This window comes from Sulfitobacter sp. PS-8MA (genome assembly GCF_040933935.1).
In the GTDB taxonomy this organism is placed as follows: Bacteria; Pseudomonadota; Alphaproteobacteria; order Rhodobacterales; family Rhodobacteraceae; genus Sulfitobacter.
In genome coordinates this window covers 48,008-71,616 of record NZ_JBFQYJ010000003.1, presented here as the reverse complement: position 1 = coordinate 71,616, position 23,609 = coordinate 48,008, and the positions used below count along the sequence as shown (strand labels likewise).

Below are 23,609 nucleotides of genomic sequence, written 5' to 3'. Positions count from 1 at the left end.
ATGGATTATCGCTGAAGTGAGTTGTCGAAGCGATTATAGTCGAGACGCTCGGCGTCGCGGACATCATCTTCGGTATAGGGCATGTCGTAGTTGGGGCTGCCAGCATTCCAGCCGGAATCATAACCATAGTAAGGATAAGCCCGATATCCTGGTCCATATTCGGACCGAGGTTGAACAACCACGGCAGCGACCTGATTGTCGCGCAGAATCAGGTCGCTGACATATCCGTAATCGTTATAGCCATCATCATTCTGAAGCCGAGCATAGTCCCCAATCAATTCAGAGGCTCGCCACGCGCGTGGGATAGGCTCATCATCTACACCTTCGACGATGTCGGAGTCGACTGCACCGTTCTGAATGGGTTCGTCGTTCCAGAAGCCGTAATCGCCAACGGTATCTTCCGTAATCGGAACCACGATCTGGCCATTCGACATGTCCACTCTGTTGAGGGGAATGCTGACATGGGTATCACCGATATCCCAGAAGCCACCGACTTCCGCAACGATAGAACGAACCTGCCCATCCGAACCGATGAGGATATCTTCTACGTCGCCGATCTCGTCGCCGGTTTGTCCGTACACTTCCCTGTCGATTAGGTCTCGGGCACTTACACCGTTTGTATAGAGGTCATCGTAACGCCAGTCGTCAAGCGCAACGACCTGCGCGTTCTCAAGAGCGTTCTGCTGAGCCAAGAGCGGCTCTGCCAATACTAATGCTGTAACCGTCAAAATCGTTGAATTCTTCCATGTCATGTCATTACTCCTTTGCCGCATTGCAGTTGTCGCAGGCTGAGAACCCGACTGAGAAGCTCTTGCCAGTGGAGGCGCAATGCATTGATGCCACAGGCTGACCTGCATTGTTACTACAGACAAACGAGATGAGGCTGTATCAAGTTCCGCCACTTTATCGGCATTTCAGGTTAAAAGCGGGCTCAAGAACTTTGGCGAAAACCAGCGGGTCGAAAGCGTGTCGCGCATGAGTTAAACTTGATAATAGCGTGAATCGTTCCTTTTCGGTAAGGTTGTTCACTGACCAGAGGATTCATGAAGCAGCATTGCCAAGTTGTTCGGTAGGGCAGACCAGATTATTCCAACAAAGTGAGTATTCCAAAATGTGTCGCGCCTCCACGCTGCAGTCGAAAGAAGTCTCTAGATGGATGACGGAAGTGACATGGTGGCTGCCAATGGTGTCAGGCGCCTTGGCCATAATTTTGTTGCGCTACGGGCAGTTTCCCAAGATGAGATCAGCGATAACTGGAAGATGGTCGGAAGCGAGCCGAGCCGTATGATCTGTCTGACTGCGCTGCAGTATCGACTTCGGGCGGCAATATATGCGGTCCAGCGGGAAAATGGGCCGACATGCAGGGAACGTCTTCATGTGGCTGTGTCCCGGGAATTGTCTGTCCAATATCCGCCGCACTGCACCTCCGGCAATCCAATCGTTCAGATCGCCCATGAGCACCGAACATTTATCACTCTTCCGAACGATCTGCACAAGCTTTTCGGCTTGTTGGCGTCTTTCACGAAAACTCAAACCAAGATGTGCTGCCACAACGTGCAGAGAGCCATGGGGTGTATCCACCACTGTTTCGATCGCCGCGCGCGGCTCGCGCCGCTTGTAGGAAATGTCATGATAGCGCGCCGCTGCCATCGGCCAGCAACTTATTACCGCATGGCCATAGTCGCCGTCCGGGGCGCGGATCAGACGGGTTGCATGGCTGTTGCCGCCAAGTTCTTTGTTTAGGAAATCAAACGCATCAGGTGTGGACGATGTTCCGCGACGCGAATCAATTTCCTGCAGCGCAATGATTTGGGGCTGATGGCTTTGAACCAAATCCACCACGCGTCGCAGGTCGCGGCTACGGTCCGGGCCTATGCCACCATGAATGTTCCATGTCATGACGCGGATGGTTGGTGAGAGAGCATTATCCATAAGCTTGTTTACCCCCGACGTTTCCGCCAACAGGACGCGTGGGTCGGACCCAGCCATGATGCTTTTTGTGGATCGAATGCTGCACGTGGGGTGTTAAGTTGCCATATAGCGAAAAGGAAATCCTCATTTGACAGCCAACGACCGCCCTGAAAAACAAGACTGGAAACCAGCGTACAAAAGACGCCGTTGGCTTGGCTATATTATCGCCGCCGTCGTAGCGACGCTGGCGCTTTACCTGCTCTATCGGACATTGTCCCGGTACGATTGGCTTGACCTCGTCCATGCAGTGACCGCGGTTTCTTGGGCACGGTTGTTTGCCGCCTTGGGCTTTTCGGTGCTGAGCTACCTTGCTTTGACCAGTTTTGACTGGCTGGCGCTGCAATATGTCGGTTGTCCATTGGACTACCGCAAAGTTGCCATCGCGTCTTTTGCAAGTTTGTCGATCGGCCATTCGTTGGGGTTGGCAGCGTTGTCCAGCGGGGCGATCCGCTATCGCTATTATACGCGATGGGGGCTTGATCGTGCTGATGTCGCACAACTGATCGTTTTCTGTGGGGCGACAGTTGGACTCGGGCTTGCCGCCCTCGGGGGCATAGCGCTGCTCGTAGCGCCCGAAATTGCGATAAACGCCTTGGGACTTAGCCCAGGTGTTGTCATGTTGATGGCTCTGGTTACGCTCGCTTGTCCAGTTCTGTATCTCGGGGTGGCAGCTTTCGCGACGGGGGCAATCCACATTCGTGGGCACAAACTCGCGATGCCAAAGCTCTGGTTGGCCGTGGCGCAGTGTGTATTCGGACCTCTGAATTTCGTCTTCGTTGCTGCCGCGCTGCATCAGACTGTTCTTTCCGTCGCCGAAATCAGTTACTTTCCTGTGGTCGCCGCCTACGTCAGTGCGAATGTCGCCACAATCGTTAGCCATGTGCCGGGCGGACTTGGCGTGATTGAGGCTGTGTTGACCTACTTGCTGCCGGGACAGGCTCTGATTGGCGCAATTCTCGTGTTCCGCTTTGTCTATTTTCTTATCCCTCTTTGTGCTGGGCTATTGGTCTTAGGGGTTTCCGAGTTGTTTTTTTCGCGTACTGGGTCACGGCGGGTCACTCGGGACCATAACCTGTGAAGCGCGTTGAGAAATGGAAGAGGCCGTTCGGGATCAAGTAGAAAGGTGCCGGGAAACGACCGTGTCTTCCCCGGGACTACGTTGACAGGCTGCAGGCTTTTGCCTTCGCACAGCAGCCCGTCAATTATCTTACGCAGGTTTTTTTTGTGCGCCGCCGATTGCTGCAGTTCCTCGCGTTTAACGCCCAGATGTTCCCCTAACAGCGTGTCACGCACACGATGGATTGTATCGCGAGCTTGCTGCGTCTGCGCGATTACTGTCACATCACATTCGGTGTCCAACCCCACCGAGCGGTTGTTGAGATTCGCCGACCCAATGCGCAGAAAACGGTCGTCTATGATCATTACCTTGGAATGAACAAGCAGCCGGTGCTTTTCGTCATTGTCCGTTACGGGGCAATAGACGTGAAGGCGATTGTGCCGGTCGACGGCTTTCAGTCGACGCAGCAGCCGCTCCCTGTTCGCCCCCATGATGAAGCGCTCCAGGATGCCGTTGGCGATAAGCGTGCAAATGACCACGATTTCTGGACCCTCCGGCTGCGCAAGCAACCGCTTGAGCTTTCTGCCCATGCGCCGTCCAGTGAAATACTGCGCCTCAATATAGATCGTCTCGCGTGCCGCCTCCAACAGATCGTCGGTTAGCTGCGCCGCCTCTTCAATGCCACGCTGAGTGACTAAGTTGGGTTTTGTCTGGGAAACCGCAACACTGATATTTTCAAAGTCAGGTTTCACCTCGCGAGGCCAAAGGTCTACAGTTGCCTGGACTGACAACGCTTCCCCTGTTGCATCGTACCATCGGGAATACGCGATAGTACAAAGATCACTCACTACTGGCCCGTCCAGAACCATTTGGACATCATGAACCGGTTCATAGGGTGTCCCGTCAGTATCCTTTCGCAGCGGCTCGTCTGACTTATGTCCAGGCTTGTCCCAGCGTGCAACCGTCAGATCCATTCCACCGACAAAAACCACAGCGTCATCAACGATAACAATCTTCTGATGATGAGATGCATAAATGGGATGATGAGTGTCAAGATGCAGGTGGATACGCTCATGGTTTGCCCAACCGGATCCGACAAGGAGCGGCGTAGCTGCACTTGGCGTATGAACAGTCGCCAAACTCCAGATTAGAACCCGAACATGGAGGTCCGCACGCTTTTCGACCAGATCGCGCAGCAGATCCCCCAGTACGGGCGCATTAGGCCCGTCCTGTGGACGAAGACGAATACTCGCGTCAAAATCCCAGCCGATAATTGTAATGGATCGTTCAGCCGTTCTTAGGACGGCGTCCAAAGCTGCGAAATAAGATGCACCATCAATCAGTACAGTCGCACGGTTTGCCATTGATATAGCAGAGCAGTTGCGGCCAGCTGAGAGAACCGACTGCGCGTCCGCCGCGGTCGGGTTTACTAGGTCATGCGTTCGCTGCCTGTTCATCTCACCTACCTTATCGAAAGTGAATGCATCTGTCGGAACGTTGCCCGCATTGTCGGCCGAGGATTGTGGCAATTCTGTTCATAAACTTCGCTTTGCAAGCTATTGTCTTACATAGAACTATTCCCGCGCGAAAAATGTTCCACCATAGCCCGTTAGCGCGCCCATCAGATTCCTTCTGGCTAAGCTTTGTGGAAGAACTCGGTTTTTGGCGGGCTGAAAGTGGCCGTTTTTGATGACGCCGTTGGCCATTTTGATCAGCCTTCGTCCGATTGCTAAGATTGTGAGTATGGTATTTTGGTTTGATTGATATTCGAATACATAAACGGGTTATACAATCCGCGCCGCCGTAGTTTAACATAGGAATAGAAAAGCCCTGTCGTTTTCGAACGGAAGGCGACTTAAACGAGCACTAGGGGCGGCACGAAACCAGGACGGGACCAATCTGGAGCGTCAGAACAAGGAAAATTAAACTTCGGGCTAATGTCCTGGCTGTTTTGCAAACCAGGCCGCGTTCACACGGTTGGTGGGCGCTCTGATGTTAGAGCAGAATAATGAGTGGGCAATCATACGGCGCTACATGATACTAGAAAAAGACGCCACTATTTGCGACACTCTCCCCATGGACCCGGCTGCAATCGCCGCTCTGAAACTGCGGTCGAGTCGAAGCGGAAGAGCAAAATTACACCATTCGGTCGAACATTATCAGAACTGCAAGGCATGTTGGACAGATGACAAGGCTTCAAATGGGATTATGGGCGGTAGTGGCCATTGTCGCTCTTGGCGCAACGGTAGTCGTCGTTTGCGGGTAAGTGCGGCGAACAAAATGCTGCATTTTCGGCGGTGGCCGAGTTGGGGTTCTCAGAACATGATATGGTCCTCTACCCAGCGACGCACGAAATTGCAAAAACCTTCTCGTTGTGAAAACCGCGCATCAGATACAGCTTGCTGAGATCAGGATGAGCCGATCTTCTTCTATGCTGCGGCGGGCGTATTCTTTAAGGTATGGGCTTGGGTCCGCTGATTAGCCTTGAACGACTTCTCTTAACGATTTTTCAATCTCTCCGCCGCACCAGACGTTGCCGAAGCGCTCCCGGCTTTCCTCAGCCTGCGCAAAAAGCGCGCCCTGGGACCGGGCCTGTTCCACAAGCGTGGCAACATTCGGTGCCTCCGTGCTAAGAAGTGCGCGAAGCTGGGGTAACCGCTCGGTCATCGTTCCCCAGAGAGTAGCGGTTGCGATATAACCGAGCTCGTTCTGGTTTACAGCAAGAAGATCCTGCACGACCGCTGCCTCCCAGATCCTCATCCAGCGACGTAAGCGAGGACGAAAGTGTGTCCAAGACTCTGTCGTCCACATCGTCTTGCCGCCATTGAGCGTCATCTCGTCCAAGACGTCATTGGCATCGTTTATAACCTTTAGCGCGAGCGCTTTCTGATGCGGCGCGCTTGGAGTCAAGTTGAATTGCTCGGCCAACCAAAGGCAGATCGCAGGCATTTCAGCGATCCCTTTGCCAGATGCATTGTCTACCAACAATGGCGGTGCCATGTGCGGGACGGGCTGATCGCTAGGGTCCATATCCATCATCGCAATGACCGCGTCGCTATCAGGCTCGTCAACTGTTGCGCCAGCATGGGCGAGAAGCGCACGGATGAATTCACCGCGAAACGGCACAGGCCAGTAATAGAGGGTGAAGTTTGACATATTTAGCAGTTCCTTTTGATGAACGTGCGAATGGAATTCTGTTCAGCTAACCATTCAGAAAAATGGTCCGTTCAAACTTCGATCAAGTTACCGTACATACAGGTGTCACAAACAAGTGCTCATTGCTCATTGTTCATGGTGTGGCGTCTGAACCAACTCGTCTGACATGTTCTCCAGCTTACTGGTTGCGTTCAGTGAGTTCTCCGCAAGCGATCCGGTCTCCTGCATCCCCAGCCGGCTGACTTTCGTAATCATCCAAACCTTGGTGCATAACGAAGGCAGAGCCATCTGAGTCTAACAGGTCGTTCTGCACGGATAAGAATGGCATAAAAACTTCTATTTCGCCAACTCCATTGGATTTTACGGTTAAGTTTGGCATGTCACCAGGGTGCGGGCCGCCGTCAACCATCACACCATGTTTGCGATCACCTGCAACATGCCCGCCAGCGGATTTAAAGTCCTCTGAGGAACAATCGCCAGTTTCATGTAGGTGAATGCCATGCACGCCTTCGGGCAAGCTGTTTAAAGTGAGCGTCGCCAAGGCCATGCCAGAGGGCAGGTCTTGTATGATTACGGCACCAAGCCTCTTGCCATCGCGATCATGTACAGTTGCAGTGACCTCCGCAGCGGCCACAGCTGCAGCTGACAAGCTAAGAGAGATTGCAGTTCCGATAAAAACTTTCATGGTTTCCTCCTTTTATTTAGCCAACGAGAACCGGCACACTAGTGATTTATCTATGTACGTTCAGCCTTTCCCGGGTATTCGTTCTTCTCTGTCAAGGTGTAGACTTTAGAAACTCGTTTAAGGTTTTTGTTCGCATCTACCCCGCTTGAAACGACCATCAAACCATGTCCCGAGGGATCGTTTCGTTCCAGCTTTGACATCGCACCCGCGCCCCATTTTCCCAAGCGTCTAACTCGGCCGTAAGATAGAAATTTTCTTGGTCTGAAGTCAGGCAAGTGCGGGTGCGTGTTTCGATCAGCCATCCGTCGCGTTGCAGGGTCCGATACCATTCGGTTTCGCCAGTAGCAGACGTGAAATCTCCCGGTCTTGCACCATAGATTTCTACCGCCCGCGCCCCGACCGTTAGGTCAATTCGGTCCAGTCGCATCTTTCCTCGGTCGTCGGTGACGCGTAACTCCGTCCATTGTCGCCCTAGATCCTGATGGATGACCCATTCGTGCGCGGGTGGTGCCAATGAGGTTACCGAAGGAGCCGGTGATTGGACCGGCGCTCCGAATTCCAGCGCTTCATCGCTGACTTTGGGAGTACGACAGGGCAGTGTCAGCATGCTTTTCTCTGTGCGGATCGTCAAGCGCACAGAGGCGGGCGGAGTCCATGCCAAGGGCCAGTAAACGGTCGAGATCGACAGACGTACACGGTGACCTTTAGGTATCTTCTGCGCAACGTAGCACATTGGTACTCGGACTCGATAAAAGCATCCCGGTTTCAACTCTTCAGGATGTTCACGGCTGTCACGGTGGGTTAGATTTAACATTCCATATGTGATGCGGGTTACTTGATGATCAGGCCGCATGTCGGACAGCCTCACCGCGACCATGGCTACGGGACAATCACTGGCCAGCTCCAATTCGACCTCTGGCGCCCCCAAAATATACATATCTTCTGTTAATGGATCGGACTGGAAAACCAACGCACCACCGTCGTCTGCGCGCTGATCGCTTGCCAGATCGGGACCATTGGCATAGGAACACCACTTGCCGGAATGTAGGCCCAAAGTCACCGGCGACTGCACATCCAGGTTAACTTCTTCTTCCTTCTGCGATGGTATTTTCTTTTCGGGACGCAGTTTTCGTCCTTCAGCGATCGTAAATCGTTCGTATGTGATATCTGGCGCGGGCCAAATGGTTTCTCCAACCCAGTGGCCCGGGCGATGATCGTATTCCGGATTAGGCGGAGCGCTATCCAGCATCCACGCAGTGATCATCGGGTCGTTCTCCACGCCGGTGTCTTTGCCCTTGAGCCAGCGGTCCCACCAACGCAACAACTCGGATAGAAAATCAATGGCCGGGCCCGGACGGCCGAAATGTGGATAGATATGGCCCCACGGGCCAACCATCCCCTTGCGGGGAACGTCAAGGTTTTCCATGAGTCGGAAAACAGAGTTGGTATAGCCGTCCGCCCAGCCACTAACCGCAAAGACCGGTACCTTGATGGCGGAATAGTCCTCACGCACAGAGCCATGTCGCCAATAGGCATCGCGCCGTTGGTGTTGCAGCCAATTCTTCAGCCATAGGTCGGAGTTATCTAAACGTTCCAGCCACATGTCGCGCCAGCGACTGCCGACCAGCGCAGGGTCCGGGGGCATGGTGTTATAGGAGAACATTACCGACGCCCATGATAGGTTGTCGCCCAGCAAACAGCCGCCCATGTGGTGGATATCATCCGAATAACGATCATCAGTTGAAGACATCGTAACGATGGCCTTTAGTGATTCCGGCTGCATCGCGGCAATCTGCAAGGCGTTAAAGCCGCCCCATGAGATTCCCATCATACCAATATTACCATCGCACCAAGGTTGATCGGCGATCCAATGCAGTGCGGCAACGCCGTCGTCCAACTCGCTTTGCAAATACTCATCCCTCAGCACACCTTCACTTTCACCGCTGCCGCGAATGTCCAACCGGATACAGGCATAGCCGTGTCCAGCTAGATATGGATGGGTGTGTTCATCGCGAATAGCCGTGCCAAACCTTTTACGGTAGGGGATGTATTCTAGGATAGCCGGTACTGGGACGTTCTCCGAATTTTTGGGCCGCCAAATTCGAGCGGCTAGTCGGATCCCATCGGTTGAGGGAATGAACACATTTTCTTCTTCGATCACCTCGTTCGGAAATGTGCTTATCGTTTTCATCAATGCCTCCTGTTCGCGGCTTAGTCCGTGTCGTCCATTGGCTTAATCAGGAACACCAGCGTGTCCCGGCAACGTCTATATGCATCCTCAATGAACTCGGCGCTCTCGCCCCCCAGAAAGACATCCATTAACTCGAACGAATAGCTGTCCTGATCGACTAGTTCAGAGAGGTTCTGACCCTCATTAACCAACAATTGTACTTTCAGGTTGGGCATCAATGCGCAGAGCTTGTCGATCTCTTCTTGGCACGGGACAGTGTGAACAACACCATTTGCTTCGTGGCTACGGACCATAAACTTGGCGGCCATAGGGCTAGTGCCCTTACGTTTAGGTCTGTCGGGCGTCTGCCCGAGCGCCAACTCAATGATTTGTTTGTGATGGGAGCAGCCATCGACGATTTCAAAAAGCGGAGCATGGGATTTTGAAAGCCGGGTGTTGATTTCCAGCAGGTTTAATGCACCGGTTTCGGGATCATGGAAAAACTCCACATTGAAAGGACCGTTGTCGAATCCCACCTGCGTGAGCACCTTGGTCACTTGTTGTTGCGCTGCTTCAACCACTTCCCCGGGCAACTCGGCGGGGTAGTAATAGCTTGATAAACTAGACATGTGGCGCCCGGACCGCCTGCTTTCGATGGCCCCGTAGATCGTTGTTTCGCCTTTGTGCCTATAGCCCTCGAGGGTGAAAAGCTGATCTTCCGAGATCAATTCTTCAGCAACAGCGTAATTACCATCAATTTTGTCTGTGGGAAGTTCTGCCGGATCAAGGTGCTTGAGAAAGGCGTTGAACGGTTCACCGTACCTATGAATGGCCCTGCGGCAAGCGCTGAGTGCTTGGGTTAGTTCCGAAGCTTCACGTACGCGATACCCAAGCATGGATGAATGACCCTTCACCGGCTTTAGCCAGAATGGAAACGGGAGCGGCGGCTTTCGCATGATATCTGGATCGAAAGGATTGATGGCAACCACGCGAGGCGTGTGATCTGGCAGAGCATCCTGCTGATATTGACGCATCCAGTATTTATGCTCGCAGCGTGCCACTGCTTCGGGCGATGCGGCAATCAATCCATGGTCACGGCACAGAAGACTCACCAATGCGGAGACGGGGAAATCAAGATGGCCAATTATAGCGTCCGGCGGGCGATCGAAACCGCTGATGATTGCCCGGGCTTCATTCAGCAAGGTGTCAAAATCGAAGGTACCGTTAGGTTGAACATCGGTACGGTGCAGAACCTGTTCCAACTGCCAGTCTTTTGCCTCAGGTATTCGACCAATCATTTCCTGATGAAAAGCGTCGGAGCCTACGATGCAAACAAGCTTCTTCGCGGTCTGGTTTCTCGTTGCACTCGCCATGATCGACGCCCTCTTTCGCACCCCCACATATCAAAACAACAGCCCGCGAATGAGAATGTTCCTTGCGGATTGCTTTCGTTCGCCGGGGGCAGCAGAACTCGGAAAAAAGAAGTAAGACGAAACAACAGCTTGATCCTCGCCAGGAACTCTTCGCAAAGATAAAGGTTTTCGTACATAGGAGTTCTGAGGTCAAAGTATTTAAGTTCCACTGAGGTCGCCTCACTGCGCAGAGGATTGTTTAAAAAGGGCGAAACATAGGTGAGAGTGAAGTTTGGGGTGCGAGGCCACCCGGGCTTGCTGGGAGGATTTGAGACCGAGACCTCGCACCCATGGTTAAGATTCTTTGGTGCGCCAAGATGCTTGGTTGCACCTCTAACGCAATCTACAGGATATCTGTATTTATGGAGCGGGAAGACGAAGCCGATACCATTGCGCAGCAACTGTACGAGTCTACAGGCGGCGAGATTAGGTTAGCTCTTCCATTAGGTTTGGGCAAACCACTGACGCTGGTAGACGCTCTGGTACGTGGCGCCCGCAACGTACCAGAGCGGAAGCTGTCTATTTTTACGGCGCTCACCCTGGAGCGACCTCCATTGTCATCGGACATGGAACAGCGATTTCTTGAGCCAGCGCTCGACCGACTTTTCGGTGCCTATCCCGGCCCCCTCTATGTGAGGATGCTGCGCGAAGGGACCTTGCCGAGCAACGTCACGGTAAATGAATTTTTCCTGTTTGCTGGTCGATGGCTGGGGGTGGACGCAATGCAGCAAGCCTATATCGCAGCGAATTACACCCATGCCCGCGACGTTCTGTTGGATCGACAGCCCAATGTTCTGCTCCAACTGGTCGCAGAGAAAGGTGGTCAGTTTTCGCTGTCGTCCAACACCGATATTTCCGCCGATCTGTTTGCATTTCGCGCCGCGGGTAAGGTCGATTTCCAAGTGGCATTCGAGGTGCATCCCGAGATGCCTTTCATGCAGGGCGATGGTGCCGTAATGAACGCAAATGAGGCGGATCACGTCCTGCATGGCGCTCCCGACTACAATCTTTTTTCGGCAGTACGCCGCCCGGTCGAGGACGCCGCGCATGCGATCGGGCTGCACGTGAGCGGCCTCATCAGAGACGGGGGGACGCTGCAGATCGGCATCGGGGGCATCGGCGACGCTGTGGCGCATGCTTTGATACTCCGCGATGAAGGAAAAATGCACACCATCCAACGTGGTTGCCCATTCCCGCAAGGGGATCGACACGAGGCGCCGTTTCGAGAGGGCCTTTACGCTGTCACTGAAATGCTGGTTGGCGGGCTACTAGCACTTTTCGAGGCTGGGATTTTAAGGCGCGAAGTCGATGGCGCCGTGATTGATGCAGGTTTTTTTGTCGAAACGCGCGATTTTTACAAACGCTTGCGATGCTTGCCCGAAGATCAACGCGCGAAAATCGCGATGCGGCCCGTGAGTTTCACCAATTCCCTCTATGGCGATGAGGAGGCGAAACGTGCTGCGCGCGTGAACGCTAGGTTCGTCAATGGGGCCATGCAAGTGAGCCTTTTGGGCGACGTCATGTCTGACACGTTGGACGACGGACAGGTGGTCAGCGGTGTCGGCGGGCAATTCAATTTCGTCGAACAGGCCTTTGCGCTGGAGGGGGGGCGTTCCATCATCACGCTTCCTGCCTGGCGAATGAGCAAAGGCAGACCGTGCAGCAACATTCGCTGGACGATCGATACCGTGACAGTGCCGCGTCACATGCGCGATCTGGTTGTGACCGAATATGGTGCCGCCGACCTGCGCGGATTATCCGACGCGCAGGTGATCGGCGCTCTGCTGAACATATCCGATAGTCGTTTCCAGGACAAATTGATGGCCCAGGCCAAATCAGCGGGGAAACTTCCCGATGATTATGAAATCCCGAAAGCCCACCGCCAGAACTATCCTGAGCGGGTCCATGCATGGATTGAGGAGCATCGTAGGACGCTTCCAGCTTTCCCGCTCGGCAGTGACTTCGATGATATCGAGCGCGTTTTGCTGCCTGCGCTGGAAGAGCTCAAGATGCTTTCATCAACATGGCGAGGCAAAGCGCAGTTGTTGGCCGCATCGTTGTGTCTTCCGCCGCATGTGAAGGAGCGCGAGGCATTGTTGCGTATGGGGTTCCAGACCAACAAGAGCGTCACCGCACGCGCCTTGCAAGGTGCGTTGAGACGGACGGTGCGCTGACTTCGCCTGTGCAGAGCCTCGAATTCATTCTCTGCTAAAGTCGCAGAACGGTAATTCGGCAACATCATGCTGCTCTCGAATGAACCTGGAACAAGCCAGCAAACCGGCTGTTGGGCCTACAGTACCAAGAGAAAGGAGAACGCCATGACTATTGCACGAGTAACCGAGATATCTGCAACGTCACCGGATAGTTTCGACGACGCCGCCAAGCAGGGTATTGAACGTGCTTCAAAGACGCTGCGAGGGATCAAGAGTGCTTGGATAAAAGATCAGAATGTAATGGTCGAGGATGGAAAGATTACGGAATTCAAGGTCAATTTGTCCGTAACTTTTGTCTTGGACGACTGACAGCTGCTATCGTAGCTTGTCCGGGTAAGCATCTGAATAGATGCCTGGGCCATCTGACACTATTCTGGTGCCAGATGGCACTGTTTTTATGCGGACCGGAATTTTCCCGCCCGCTGCGTTTCTTCATTTGGGTCACTCGCAATATAAGTTCAATAAAGAATAAACATTCCGATCAGACACTACACTGATCAGCCTGCGACCATCATCGCATTGAAAAGGAGTAATACGGGGACAAGAGATCTGGTCGACGGTCACACAAGAGCTCTCCGACGTACCAGACATTGCCACCATAACCCGTGTCACGTTGCGCTTAACTCTCGCTGCCTTGCTGGGTGGCATGCTGGGCTAGAGCGCGAACTCAAGGAGCGCAATGCAGGGGTGCGCACCCTTATGTTGGTGGCGGTGGGCGCAGCATTATTTTTGATCGGGCCGCTGCAAAGCGGCATGGAGATCGCCGATCTATCACGGGTCTTGCAAGGCATTGTTCAAGGCATCGGCTTTCTCGGAGCGGGTGCAATCATCGTGCGTACCGCAGAGCGAAAGATCCAAGGACTGACCACTGCTGCCAGTATTTGGGCGACCGCCGGGATCGGGATCGTAGCTGGTCTGGGTCTCGAGGCAACGGCCGTGCTGTCGACTGTTATAGTATTGATTATCTTGGCCGTAATTCCTCAGATGACCCGACGCTGACACCCCGATGCGGCGGACATCAGCCATTGTCGAAGGCTGAGCGGAACAGAGCACTTCTGTGGGAAGTTTAGCTGTTGCAAGGGAAAAAACCTAAATGTTCGTTCCCAAGAACAGGTGCCGGCGCTGACAGCCAACGGCGCGGCGTCGGGCCATAGCAAGAAGGCATGACTCACATGGACACTCCTTTGGAAATCGCTTGGCACAATGTCGAAAAATCGGAACCGCTTGAAGCGCGCATTCGTGAGCGGGTCCAGAAATTGCATCGCTACTTTGATCGTATCAACAGTTGCCATATCGTCGTGGAACGGCCGCATCGAAGCCAACATCACGGCAAAGAATTCCATCTGCGGATCGAAGTCCGCGTGCCTGAACATGAAATTGTCATCAGCAATGATCCCGGTGACCGGCGGGATCATTTCGACCCCAATATCGTCATCCGCGACGCGTTCGACGCGATGGAGCGAAGGTTGGAAGGGCATTCCCAGAAGATGCGGGGGGATACCAAAACTCTCTCCGGTCCGCCCCAGGGCATCGTCGTGCGGATGTTCGACAACTATGGGTTTGTGCGAATAAGCGATGGTCAGGAAATCTATTTTGCGCCCAATGCTGTACTGAACGATGGATTTGAGGCTCTCAAGGTCGGATCGGCGGTAGAGTTGAGCGTAGCCGAAGGCGAGGGGGCCATGGGTCCCCAGGCCTCAATGGTACGGCCCATCAGTGAGGTGAGCCTCGAATCCGAACGGCGCGCAGCGCCCTGACAGATCCGCAGAACCATGGGTAGACCGTGCCTTGGGTCCGCCTTCGGTTCGCAAAAACTTCTGGGCGGAACTGGCGTGAGGTTTCAGCCGAGAAAAGCCCCCTTCCTGTGTTGCAGGGATCTTTGAGCGAGGGCCCTTGGCCCGCCTAGGCTTCAAAGAGGGAGCAACAGTAAAAAGGAGCAAGTATAATGCTTATGAACAACTTCAAGGAAATGTATGTCGCCGAACTGCAGGAGGCCCGGTCGTTGGAGGCCCAACTGGTCAAGGCGTTGCCCGGTATGATCGACGACGTCAATGAAATTGACCTGAAACAGGTTTTGGAAGCCCACCTTACGGAAACGCAAGGTCATCTCGAGCGGGTAGAAGCCATCCTTCGGCGCCATGAGGCCGCGTCGGAAGAACATAAGGATCACTCGATGCAGCGGCTGGTGTCAGAAGCCGACAAATGGGCGGGCATGATCGAAGATCGCGATCAACGGGATGCGGGTATCATCGCCTCAGCGCAGCGGATCGAACACTATGAAATGGCCGTGTACGGCACCTTGGCCGCTTGGGCGAAGCAACTCGGCCTGGGCGAGGATGAGAAGGATCTGCGGGCGATTCTGACGGAAGAGCAAGCTGCGGATCACAAGCTTACCGTGCTTGCCGAAAAGGAAATCAATCCCTTAGCAACATAATCCGGCCAACCTGCCATGACAGGACGACGAGAGGGACGGTGCATTTTGCAGCGGCTCAGCCCTTCGCGGTGTGGACCGCGCGGATGTAAGTGGACGCAAAATCTGCCCGGTGGGAGCGATGTACTGCCGGCGTGGCGTTGGAACAATGCGTCCTGCCAATGGTTTTCTTCCTAGGTGACCTGTTCACCAAAGTTCTGGACAGCTTGCCTATGTGCATCGTGAGCAACGATGCTGAACATGACTGAAATGACGTAAGGAAGGGCACAGAATGACTCCGCCAGATGCAAATCTCAAAAAGCAGGAGCGTCGCCATATCGGCCCTTTGATCGGAATGGCCGCGGTAGTGATCTTTGGCATTGGCATTATTGTTTACTGGATGGGCGAGGAAGTCGCCACGGCACCTGAAGAGGCTGATACCGCAATTGAGGCGCTCTCGACCGAGGATGGCGTTTCCAGAAATATAGAGCCTGCCCCAGCTGAATGATCGGTGAGCACTTTGCGTTTGGCCCCTATGCGGGAGGCGCCGCAAAATTCTGTCGCCCCATCGTTGGGAGCGACTTTCTCAGGGCCGCTGCTTGCCAAATGCTATGACGCGTTCGTTTCACATGAGGAATCAAGGAACTGTGCTGTGCGACAGCGCGTTGGCCCAAAAGTACGGAGGTCCATTCTGCACATGCCCCAATTCCGTCGGAACTATATCACTCAACCCATTCACAAGTGGGCACGCAAAGTATTACCCCAACTGAGCGCGACTGAAGCCGAAGCATTGGAAGCGGGCGAGGTGTGGTGGGAAGCGGAGTTGTTTTCCGGTCATCCCGACTGGTCCAAGCTTTTGTCGGTCACGGCACCCAATCTGACCGAAGAAGAACAGGCATTCCTTGATGGTCCCTGCCAGGAATTGTGCAGCATGATCAATGACTGGGCGATCAACGAACAGGATGCCGATCTGTCGCCAGATGTCTGGCAGTTCATGCGGAACAATAAATTCTTCGGCATGATCATTCCGAAAAAATATGGGGGACTTGGGTTCTCGGCCTTTGCCCATTCCGAGGTTGTCCGTTTCATTTCTACTCGTTCTGTTGCGGCGGCCGTCACGGTGATGGTTCCGAATTCGCTTGGACCGGGCGAGCTTTTGCACATGTTCGGAACCGACGCGCAGCAGGACCACTGGCTGCCGCGTCTGGCCGACGGACGCGAATTGCCCGCATTCGGCCTGACCAGTGACGAGGCCGGATCGGACGCCACCGCGATGATCGATGACGGCGTGATCGAAATGGGTACCTGGAAGGGCGAAGAGGTGCTGGGAATCCGACTGAACTGGGCCAAGCGGTACATCACGTTGGCCCCCGTCTGTACGGTGCTGGGCCTCGCATTCAAGCTGCGGGACCCCCACGGGCATCTGGGCGGAAAAGAAGACATCGGCATCACCTGTGCGTTGATACCGGCTGATCTGCCTGGGGTCGAAACCGGGCGACGGCACATTCCCAGCCAGACCATGTTTATGAACGGTCCGACAACGGGCAAGGATGTCTTCGTGCCGCTCGACAATATCATAGGCGGCAAAGAATACGCCGGGCGCGGCTGGATGATGCTGATGAGCGCGCTGGCCGCCGGGCGGGGGATTTCGCTGCCGTCGATGGGGTGCGCCGCGATAGCGTTGTCGGCGCATACGACCGGAGCCTATTCCCGTATCCGCCAGCAATTCGGGCTGCCGATCGGTAAGTTCGGCGGCATTCAAACGCGGCTGGGACGGCTGGCTGCGGACAGCTATTCGATGGATGCTGCACGGCGGCTGACCTGTGCAGGCTTGGATGAGGGGCGTTCGCTTTCCGTCATATCCGCTATCATGAAGGCACATACCACATACCGCATGCGCGACGCTATCAATGATGCAATGGACGTGCATTCCGGCAAGGCAGTGATCGATGGTCCATCGAATTACCTGCAAGCGCTTTACCGCGCTGTTCCCATCGGGATAACCGTCGAAGGAGCAAATATCGTCACTCGCTCGCTGATCATCTTCGGTCAGGGCTCAATCCGAGCGCATCCGCACCTGCTGGATGAGATGAAAGCGCTGAATATCGAGGACTCCGAGGAAAGCTTGACGGCGTTCGACAAACACTTCTGGAAACATGTTGGACATTCGACCAAGACCTTCTTCCGCGCTCTTGGTCGCGCATGGACCGGCGGGTTTCTGGCCCCTGCGCCCGACGCCGACGCGGCAAAACGGCACTACCGCCAGATGGCACGCTGGTCCGCGGCCTATGCCTTGACCGCCGATATGGCATTTTTGACCATGGGCGGCGATCTGAAGCGCAAGGAGATGATCTCTGGTCGGATGGGCGACATTCTCTCCGAGCTCTATATCCTCAGCGCCACGTTGAAACGCTGGGAGGACGAAGGACGGCAAAGCGGGGACCTGCCGGCTGTGGACTATGCCGCCGAACGCGGCTTTGCCCGGATAAGGCTGGCGCTGGACGAGGTTTTGATGAACTTCCCGGCCCGCTGGGCCGCATGGCTGCTGAGGACAGTGACCCTGCCGGGGGTCGGCGCGCCGGGCCCGGATGATGCGCTGACCGAAAAGGCCGCCGGTTTGATCTATGAACCCTCCGCCACACGCAGCCGGATCGTGGGCCGCCTGCACGGTGGCTGTAACCGCGACGGCATCGTGTTGCTGAACGACTGCTATGATGCCGTGATGGACACCGCACCCCTGATGAAGCGCTTGCGCGAAGCAGACCAGACCCCGGATGAGGCCCTAGAGCACGGTACCATCAGCCAGGAGGATCGCGACCGTATCGCGAAGACGGAAGACCTAGTCCACAAAGTGGTTGCCGTTGACGATTTCACCCACGAAGAGCTGGCCGGGTTTTATCCCGGACTGGATGCGCAGGTGTCGCAAAAGGAGGCAGCAGAATGAATCGTCGGGTTTACCTTGTTGACGGCGCACGCACGCCATTCCTGAAAGCAAAAGGAAAGCCGGGTCCCTTCACGCCCGTCGATTTGGCGGTGCAGGCGGGACGGCCACTGCTCGCGCGGCAGAGCTTTAACCGAAAGCTCTTGGATTTGGTGATCTTGGGCTGCGTCAACGTCATCCAAGATGAGATGAACCCCGCCCGTGTGGCTGCCCTGCGGTTGGGATTGAGTGAAGAAATGGTTGCCTTCTCGATGCAAATCAACTGTGGATCGGGCATGCAGTCGATCGACACGGCCTACCGCTATATCCTCGATGGCTCTCACGACATGATCCTTGCTGGCGGCGCAGAGGCGCTCAGTCACGCCCCGCTGGTATTGCGGCAATCCGCGGTCGAATGGTTCGGGCAGATGTCCCGGGCCAAGGGGCCCCTCGTCCGGGCCAAGGCGATGACCGGCCTGCGGCCCGAGTTCTTCAAGCCCGTCGTCGGTCTGGAACGAGGGCTGACAGATCCGATAACAACGCTGAATATGGGCCAGACGGCGGAAGTGCTGGCGCATCGGTTCAATATTTCGCGGCGGAGCGCCGACGAATACGCCAACGACAGCCATCACCGTTTGGCCCTAGCCCAGAAGGAAGGCTGGCTAAAGGATGAAGTCATGCCTGCCTTTGACCGAAGCGGCAATGCCTACGAACACGACGATGGCGTGCGCCCGGACAGCGATATGGAGGGGTTGACAAAAGCCAAGCCCGCGTTTGAGAAACCTTACGGCAAGGTCACGGCTGGCAACTCCAGTCAGATCACGGATGGCGCAAGCTGGGTGATCGTCGCCTCGGAGGAGGCCGTCGAGAAGCACAAGCTCGAGCCACTCGCGCGGATCGTGGACAGTGAATGGGCCGGTCTGAACCCATCCGTGATGGGCTTGGGGCCGGTACTGGCCTCGACGCCTTTGGCTCAGCGCAACGATATGGCGTTCGATGATGTGGATTTGTGGGAGCTGAACGAGGCTTTCGCCGCACAGGTGCTGTCCTGTATTGCCGCCTGGAACGATGCGGATTTCTGCCGTGAAATTTTGGGACTAGAGGGGGCCTTTGGACGTATCGACCGCAACCGGTTGAACATCGACGGAGGGGCGATAAGCCTTGGCCATCCGGTCGGCACTTCGGGCAATCGGATCGTGCTCCATCTGGTCAACGCTCTGCACCGCCGGAAATTGAAACGCGGCATCGCTACCGAGTGTATCGGTGGCGGCTTGGGCGGTGCGATGCTGCTGGAGGTGGCGTGATGACGGGACCCGTACTGGAACATTTGGGCGAAACGAAACTTGAGCTGGGCCCTGTGACGCGCGGCGAAGGCCCTTGGCTGCGTGGAGAGGCAGACGGTATCGTCTGGCTGGCGCTGGATCGGGGTGAGGGGGCCGTGAACACTATCGGGCAGGACGTGGTCGAAGGGTTGCAAAGCCACATCGAGGCGCTGGAACGTGACCAGCCTCGTGCGGTGGTCATCCGCTCGGCCAAGATCGCGGGCTTTGCCGTCGGCGCCGATATCACCGGTTTTGATGACATTGCCAATGAGGGGGCGGCCGAGATGCTCACGCATGGGCACGACGTGTTGGACCGATTAGAGGCACTCGATTGCCCCACGATCTGCATTGTGCACGGCGCGGCCTTGGGGGCGGGGTTCGAACTGGCCTTGGCATGTGACTGGCGCATCGCGGTCGAGGGCGCGTCCTTCGGTTTTCCCGAAGTCCAGCTGGGCCTGCACCCCGGCCTAGGCGGGACGTTCCGCCTGCCGGCGTTGATCGACCCGGTTAAAGCGATGACTCTGATGCTGACGGGCAAGACCGCGCATACCGGCAAGGCCCGCAAGCTGGGCATCGCTGATGTGGTCACCCAAGAGCGGCATGTGGCAGCGGCGGTCGATGCGATCACGGCGGGCGAGGTCGAGCGTGATGCCCCCGGCCTTAAGGCCCGCGCGATGGGCTTTGATCAGGCGCGCAGCCTGGCCGCGCGGCAGATGCGCAAGGAGACCGGGCAGAAGGCCCCGGAGCAACACTACCCCGCGCCGCATCGTTTGATAGACATGTGGGAAGAGCATGGCGACGACCGGGCCGCCATGCAGCGCGCGGAGATCCAGAGTTTCGCGAAGTTGTTGGACAGCGACACCTCGAAGAACCTGCGCCGCGTGTTTTTTCTGCGACAGGACATGAAGAATAACAGCCGGGGCGAGGACGGGATCGATCATGTACACGTCATCGGGGCCGGTGCGATGGGGGGCGAGATCGCCGCTTGGGCGGCAATCAAGGGCAAGACCGTGACGCTGGGCGATGTCGCACTGGATCCCTTGGCCGAGGCCGTCAAACAGGCGCAGGCCGTCTGCAAGAACAAGCATCTCTCCAACATTGAGACACGCGATGCGCTGGATCGCATGATGCCCGACCCGCACGGCTATGGCATCGCCCGTGCAGATCTGATCATCGAAGCGGTGCCGGAGAAGCCTGATCTGAAAGAGAAGATCTACACCGGATTGAAAGGCCGGATGAAACAGGGGGCGATCCTTGCCAGCAACACCTCCAGCTTGCGCCTAACCGAGTTGAAGAAGGGCGTAGCCGATCCATCGCGCTTTGCGGGGCTGCATTTCTTCAATCCGGTCAGCAAAATGGATCTGGTCGAAGTCGTGCGCCACGCCGATACCGCCGAGGATGTCACCTGCAGACTTGCCGCCTACTGTGGCGAGATCGGGAAGCTCCCCGTTCAGGTCACCGACTCTTTCGGTTTTCTGGTCAACCGCGCACTGATGCCATACCTGATGGAAGCGATGATGTTGATGGACGAAGGGGTGGACAAGGAGGTCATTGACACGGCTGCCATCCGCTTTGGCATGCCGATGGGTCCTGTCACCCTGGCCGATCAGGTGGGCCTGGATATTTGCCTGCATGTCGCGGAAAGCCTCAAGGACGGGCTGGACAAACCGATGGCGGACATTAGCAACGATCTTCGCAGGAAAGTCGAGCGGGGCGATACCGGTAAGAAGGCGGGGCAGGGGTTCTATGATTGGTCACAGGGCACGCCGCACCCGAATGCCGATCTGGACAAAGCTTCCGATGATCTGACAGACCGGCTGATTCTGCCGATGCTGAACGCCTGTGCGGAATGTCTACGGAAGAATGTGGTGAGGGATGCAGATGCCATAGATGGCGCAATGATCTTCGCCACCGGGTTCGCGCCTTTCCGGGGTGGTCCGATGCGGTACGCCCGCGCACGCGGTGCCAAAAAAATACGCGAACGACTAGAGGAACTGGCCGGGAAGCATGGTGAGCGTCTCGCCCCTGACGTGGGTTGGCAGGACCTTTGAGCGCGCGACACGACCGGAAGAAGCCGACTAGAGCTTTGTTCAACAATATATCTGCTGAGATGGGACTGATGCGCATTTTTTTTTGAGTGGCATTTCAACAAGCCAGCGATGCCGAGCACCGAATAGACGAAATTTGAACTTGATCTCACCTACGATGCCTAGTCGTTTGTAATTGATGTAGCTCCTTTAATGGTTTTGATCCTTTCAATGCCGCCCGAGATCGCCTCGGCCGATCATAGGAATCGGAGGTTCCGGATGGTTTGTCTCGTTTACGCCGGCGAGTTTTGAAACCAGCATGCGCAATGTGTGCTAGCGGTATATTATGCGGCTGCATGAGAGGGGGCATAGTCGAAGAGTTCGGACGCACGTTTGAACGCAAAGCTCGGTAGGCTTTACCTGACGGTGCTCGTGATCAGAACCGTCAGCATAGTCGAGGTCGGCAACGCAAAATTAATAAGATACGTTGCAAGCAAAACTATTGACGTTTATCGAATTGGAAAAGTGTGGGACTATTCGATTAAAGTCGTTGCGGTATCCACGTCTGGCTATTAACTTCTTCCCTTTATTCAACATAATTTCCACTATAGGTGTTTTTTGCTGTAGCAGGCGCGCGCTACCCTCAAGTGCGACTCTTGTTAGAAAACAGTAGTTTATCTAGTGAGAGGAATCGGTATGGGAGCCGTTTACAGCCAACTGAGTATCACAGAACGACGCAAGATAGAACGCTGGAGACACGCAAAGGTCCCCGTCGATGAGATGGCGCGCGTTCTGAAGCGCTGCAGATCCACGATATTCCGTGAGCTGAAGCGCAACCATTTCTCGGATGAAAACATGCCCGGATGCGATGGCTATTACGGTGCAGCTGCGCACCTGATACAAGCGGAACGCCGTGCTCGGGAGCGCAAACTGATCAAACATCCTGAGCTTCGAAAGCGCGTGATTGAGCGTATCAAGAACGGTTGGACACCAGAGCAGATCAGTAACCGCATGATCCACGAGCGCGCTCCCCTCAGGGTCTGCCAGGAAACCATCTATCGCTACATCTATTCCAAGGAAGGTCAGCGCGAAGACCTGTGGTGGTATCTACCGACCCACCGTGTCGCCCGCAGACCGCGTCGCACCAGAAGGCGCAGAGAACCCAAATTCCACCGCGATGTCAGTATCCTGTTCCGACCCGATGATGTCGCTCATCGCCGTCAGTTTGGCCACTGGGAAGCTGATTTGATGCTGTTCAAACAGAAGCTTGGCCAGTCCAACGTTACCTCATTGGTTGAGCGCGTCAGCCGCTTCACCGTGATCCTGAAAAACCCGAACAGGCGCACCAAGCCGGTCATGGGAAAGATCATAAGGTCTCTCAAAAATCTTCCCCTCGTCGCCCGTCGGTCCATCACTTTTGATCGCGGAACTGAGTTTGTCAGTTGGCCACACCTACAAGCTGAGATCGGAACCCAGACGTGGTTCTGCGACCCCTCCAGCCCCTGGTAGAAAGGCACAGTCGAGAACACAAATCGACGCCTTCGAAGGTAGTTGCCCCGCAAACGCGACCTCCGGCAATGCACAGATCACGATATGAAGGTGATCTGTGATCGCCTCAACAACACGCCGCGCAAGTGCCTCGGATGGAAGACGCCAGCCGAGGTCTTCCGCGAAAAGATGTTGGAGGAAATGCGATGACGCCCCTACCCTGAGCTCGATAAGAGTCGCAGTTCAGGTATCGCTCACAAGCATGATCGTCAGCTACAAGCGCCACCGTTTTCCACCAGAGATCATCGCGCACGCGGTTTGGCTGTACGTCCAGTTCAACCTATCCCTGCGCGAAGTCGAGGAAATGCTGCTGAAGCGTGGCATTGATGTTTCCTACGAAACGATCCGGCGTTGGGTGGCGAAATTCGCCCCGCAGACTGCCTGAAACTTGCGCCGGCGGCAGGCCCCTCCGGGGGACGTTTGGCATCTCGACGAAGTTGTGGTGACGATTTCCGGGCGGAAATTCTGGCTCTGGCGCGCGGTTGATCAAGAGGGGGATCGTTCTGGAGGAAATTCTGCAATCTAAGCGCGACAAGCGTGCCGCAAAGCGTCTTTTGAAAGCTCTGATCAAGCGGTTTGGCCTGCCCAAACGGATCGTCACCCGTCTTTCTGATGGGCTGTTCGATCGTTTATCGATGGCCCTATGTGCGCGTACGAAGTTACCCCCGCCTTTTTATCGGTCTGTGATACCGGCCACCGCCGCGAGCCCGATGACGAA

General features: G+C 55.4%; 17 protein-coding genes and 2 pseudogenes. 12 read left to right on the top strand and 7 right to left on the bottom strand.

From position 1 onward, the window contains the following. Positions 1–5: 5 nt before the first annotated feature. Both AB4M76_RS01425 and AB4M76_RS01420 read right to left on the bottom strand, forming a co-directional pair. Positions 6–752, bottom strand: coding sequence for a PRC-barrel domain-containing protein (locus AB4M76_RS01425; RefSeq protein WP_067937569.1), 747 nt, complete (start codon positions 750–752; stop codon positions 6–8). A 466-nt stretch (positions 753–1,218) separates the two neighbouring features. Then, the gene (locus AB4M76_RS01420; RefSeq protein WP_368440048.1) at positions 1,219–1,989 is read right to left on the bottom strand and encodes an endonuclease/exonuclease/phosphatase family protein; all 771 of its coding nucleotides are present in this window, start codon (positions 1,987–1,989) and stop codon (positions 1,219–1,221) included. A gap of 70 nt (positions 1,990–2,059) precedes the next feature. On the opposite strand from AB4M76_RS01420, the gene AB4M76_RS01415 reads away from it, so the two are divergent. Further along, the gene (locus tag AB4M76_RS01415) at positions 2,060–3,049 is read left to right on the top strand and encodes a lysylphosphatidylglycerol synthase domain-containing protein (RefSeq protein ID WP_368440047.1); all 990 of its coding nucleotides are present in this window, start codon (positions 2,060–2,062) and stop codon (positions 3,047–3,049) included. Here the strand turns inward: AB4M76_RS01415 and AB4M76_RS01410 are convergent. The 5 genes from AB4M76_RS01410 to AB4M76_RS01390 form a co-directional block, all read right to left on the bottom strand. After that, the gene (locus AB4M76_RS01410; protein ID WP_368440046.1) at positions 2,944–4,485 is read right to left on the bottom strand and encodes a phospholipase D-like domain-containing protein; all 1,542 of its coding nucleotides are present in this window, start codon (positions 4,483–4,485) and stop codon (positions 2,944–2,946) included. The genes AB4M76_RS01415 and AB4M76_RS01410 overlap by 106 nt on opposite strands. Positions 4,486–5,506: 1,021 nt before the next feature. Continuing rightward, positions 5,507–6,184, bottom strand: a complete 678-nt coding sequence (locus tag AB4M76_RS01405) for a glutathione S-transferase (protein ID WP_368440045.1) — start codon at positions 6,182–6,184, stop codon at positions 5,507–5,509. 178 nt (positions 6,185–6,362) lie between these two features. Further along, the gene (locus tag AB4M76_RS01400; RefSeq protein ID WP_368440044.1) at positions 6,363–6,869 is read right to left on the bottom strand and encodes a superoxide dismutase family protein; all 507 of its coding nucleotides are present in this window, start codon (positions 6,867–6,869) and stop codon (positions 6,363–6,365) included. 157 nt (positions 6,870–7,026) lie between these two features. After that, positions 7,027–9,060 carry a CocE/NonD family hydrolase gene (locus tag AB4M76_RS01395; protein WP_368440043.1) on the bottom strand — a complete coding sequence of 678 codons (2,034 nt, stop codon included), beginning with the start codon at positions 9,058–9,060 and terminating at the stop codon, positions 7,027–7,029. Positions 9,061–9,080: 20 nt separating this feature from the next. Then, positions 9,081–10,412 carry an acetyl-CoA carboxylase biotin carboxylase subunit family protein gene (locus AB4M76_RS01390; RefSeq protein ID WP_368440042.1) on the bottom strand — a complete coding sequence of 444 codons (1,332 nt, stop codon included), beginning with the start codon at positions 10,410–10,412 and terminating at the stop codon, positions 9,081–9,083. Between the two features lie 401 nt (positions 10,413–10,813). Here AB4M76_RS01390 and AB4M76_RS01385 point away from each other — a divergent pair, with 401 nt between their 5' ends. The 11 genes and pseudogenes from AB4M76_RS01385 to AB4M76_RS01335 all read left to right on the top strand — a co-directional run. Next, complete coding sequence (locus AB4M76_RS01385; protein WP_368440041.1) at positions 10,814–12,625, top strand: acetyl-CoA hydrolase/transferase C-terminal domain-containing protein; 1,812 nt, start codon at positions 10,814–10,816, stop codon at positions 12,623–12,625. A 144-nt stretch (positions 12,626–12,769) separates the two neighbouring features. Then, the gene (locus AB4M76_RS01380) at positions 12,770–12,973 is read left to right on the top strand and encodes a dodecin family protein (RefSeq protein ID WP_067627044.1); all 204 of its coding nucleotides are present in this window, start codon (positions 12,770–12,772) and stop codon (positions 12,971–12,973) included. A 378-nt stretch (positions 12,974–13,351) separates the two neighbouring features. Then, positions 13,352–13,663, top strand: coding sequence for an MgtC/SapB family protein (locus AB4M76_RS01375; RefSeq protein WP_368440040.1), 312 nt, complete (start codon positions 13,352–13,354; stop codon positions 13,661–13,663). Positions 13,664–13,836: 173 nt separating this feature from the next. Then, positions 13,837–14,421 carry an HPF/RaiA family ribosome-associated protein gene (locus AB4M76_RS01370; protein ID WP_067942133.1) on the top strand — a complete coding sequence of 195 codons (585 nt, stop codon included), beginning with the start codon at positions 13,837–13,839 and terminating at the stop codon, positions 14,419–14,421. 188 nt (positions 14,422–14,609) lie between these two features. Next, complete coding sequence (locus AB4M76_RS01365) at positions 14,610–15,098, top strand: ferritin-like domain-containing protein (protein WP_067942134.1); 489 nt, start codon at positions 14,610–14,612, stop codon at positions 15,096–15,098. Between the two features lie 268 nt (positions 15,099–15,366). Further along, positions 15,367–15,582, top strand: coding sequence for a hypothetical protein (locus tag AB4M76_RS01360; protein ID WP_067938563.1), 216 nt, complete (start codon positions 15,367–15,369; stop codon positions 15,580–15,582). 189 nt (positions 15,583–15,771) lie between these two features. Next, the gene (locus AB4M76_RS01355) at positions 15,772–18,018 is read left to right on the top strand and encodes an acyl-CoA dehydrogenase (protein ID WP_368440039.1); all 2,247 of its coding nucleotides are present in this window, start codon (positions 15,772–15,774) and stop codon (positions 18,016–18,018) included. Further along, positions 18,015–19,298, top strand: coding sequence for an acetyl-CoA C-acetyltransferase (locus AB4M76_RS01350; protein ID WP_368440038.1), 1,284 nt, complete (start codon positions 18,015–18,017; stop codon positions 19,296–19,298). The genes AB4M76_RS01355 and AB4M76_RS01350 overlap by 4 nt, the downstream gene beginning before the upstream one ends. After that, a complete protein-coding gene (locus AB4M76_RS01345) occupies positions 19,298–21,367 on the top strand; it encodes a 3-hydroxyacyl-CoA dehydrogenase NAD-binding domain-containing protein (RefSeq protein ID WP_368440037.1) in 2,070 nt (689 codons plus the stop codon). The genes AB4M76_RS01350 and AB4M76_RS01345 overlap by 1 nt, the downstream gene beginning before the upstream one ends. A 672-nt stretch (positions 21,368–22,039) precedes the next feature. Continuing rightward, a pseudogene (locus AB4M76_RS01340) lies at positions 22,040–23,041 on the top strand (IS30 family transposase). A gap of 52 nt (positions 23,042–23,093) precedes the next feature. After that, positions 23,094–23,493 (top strand): annotated as a pseudogene (locus tag AB4M76_RS01335) (IS6 family transposase); the annotation flags it as partial. Positions 23,494–23,609: the final 116 nt, after the last annotated feature.

Coding starts and splice junctions, on each gene's coding strand:
- AB4M76_RS01355 (WP_368440039.1), top strand. CDS start 15,772: ATGCCCCAATTCCGTCGGAACTATATCACTCAACCCATTCACAAGTGG.
- AB4M76_RS01380 (WP_067627044.1), top strand. CDS start 12,770: ATGACTATTGCACGAGTAACCGAGATATCTGCAACGTCACCGGATAGT.
- AB4M76_RS01345 (WP_368440037.1), top strand. CDS start 19,298: ATGACGGGACCCGTACTGGAACATTTGGGCGAAACGAAACTTGAGCTG.
- AB4M76_RS01365 (WP_067942134.1), top strand. CDS start 14,610: ATGCTTATGAACAACTTCAAGGAAATGTATGTCGCCGAACTGCAGGAG.
- AB4M76_RS01425 (WP_067937569.1), bottom strand. CDS start 752: ATGACATGGAAGAATTCAACGATTTTGACGGTTACAGCATTAGTATTG.
- AB4M76_RS01395 (WP_368440043.1), bottom strand. CDS start 9,060: ATGAAAACGATAAGCACATTTCCGAACGAGGTGATCGAAGAAGAAAAT.
- AB4M76_RS01360 (WP_067938563.1), top strand. CDS start 15,367: ATGACTCCGCCAGATGCAAATCTCAAAAAGCAGGAGCGTCGCCATATC.
- AB4M76_RS01405 (WP_368440045.1), bottom strand. CDS start 6,184: ATGTCAAACTTCACCCTCTATTACTGGCCTGTGCCGTTTCGCGGTGAA.
- AB4M76_RS01410 (WP_368440046.1), bottom strand. CDS start 4,485: ATGAACAGGCAGCGAACGCATGACCTAGTAAACCCGACCGCGGCGGAC.
- AB4M76_RS01370 (WP_067942133.1), top strand. CDS start 13,837: ATGGACACTCCTTTGGAAATCGCTTGGCACAATGTCGAAAAATCGGAA.
- AB4M76_RS01390 (WP_368440042.1), bottom strand. CDS start 10,412: ATGGCGAGTGCAACGAGAAACCAGACCGCGAAGAAGCTTGTTTGCATC.
- AB4M76_RS01420 (WP_368440048.1), bottom strand. CDS start 1,989: ATGGCTGGGTCCGACCCACGCGTCCTGTTGGCGGAAACGTCGGGGGTA.
- AB4M76_RS01385 (WP_368440041.1), top strand. CDS start 10,814: ATGGAGCGGGAAGACGAAGCCGATACCATTGCGCAGCAACTGTACGAG.
- AB4M76_RS01350 (WP_368440038.1), top strand. CDS start 18,015: ATGAATCGTCGGGTTTACCTTGTTGACGGCGCACGCACGCCATTCCTG.
- AB4M76_RS01400 (WP_368440044.1), bottom strand. CDS start 6,869: ATGAAAGTTTTTATCGGAACTGCAATCTCTCTTAGCTTGTCAGCTGCA.